Source organism: Ralstonia sp. TCR112 (genome assembly GCF_007997035.1).
Taxonomy (GTDB): domain Bacteria; phylum Pseudomonadota; class Gammaproteobacteria; order Burkholderiales; family Burkholderiaceae; genus Ralstonia; species Ralstonia edaphi.
Map to the genome: position 1 here is coordinate 1 of NZ_VOSS01000192.1, position 520 is coordinate 520.

Below are 520 nucleotides of genomic sequence, written 5' to 3' on the forward strand. Positions count from 1 at the left end.
CCGCCGGCAAGCGCAGCCCGTGCGTCTGGAACAGCGCTTCGGTGTGATGGCGCGGCACCGTGCCCGGCGTGGCGATCACCAGCGGGTAATCCAGCACCGCCTGCAGCGAGGCCGATGCACCCGGCTGCGTTAGCAGCGGATGCCCGGGCCGCACGACCAGCGCCAGCGGCTCGGCATACAGCAACTCGAACGACAGCCCCTGCATGCGGTCCGGCTCGGCCATGCGCCCGACGATGAAATCGAGTTCGCCGGCCTTGAGCGCGGTCAGCAGTTCGACATTGGTGCCGGTGCGCAACCGCACGCCGGCATGCGGGCGCTGCGCGTGCAAATGGGCAATCGCCTGGGGCAGCAGGCTGCTGGCCACCGTCGGCAGGGCGCCCACATGCACGACCGGCGCGGATGCGTCCGTCGATCCCATCAGCGCGGCGGTGGCCGATTCCAGCGCCTGCGTCACGCCGACTGCATGCCGCAGGAATTGCTCGCCGGCCGCGGTGAGCCGTGCGCCTTGCCGGCCGCGCTC

General features: G+C 71.5%; 1 protein-coding gene. It reads right to left on the reverse strand.

Features of this window, described 5'->3' with window-relative positions; genetic code table 11:
* Window positions 1-520, reverse strand: a 520-nt coding sequence (locus FUT88_RS25205; RefSeq protein ID WP_261797294.1) for a LysR substrate-binding domain-containing protein, incomplete at both ends; no start/stop codon positions are given.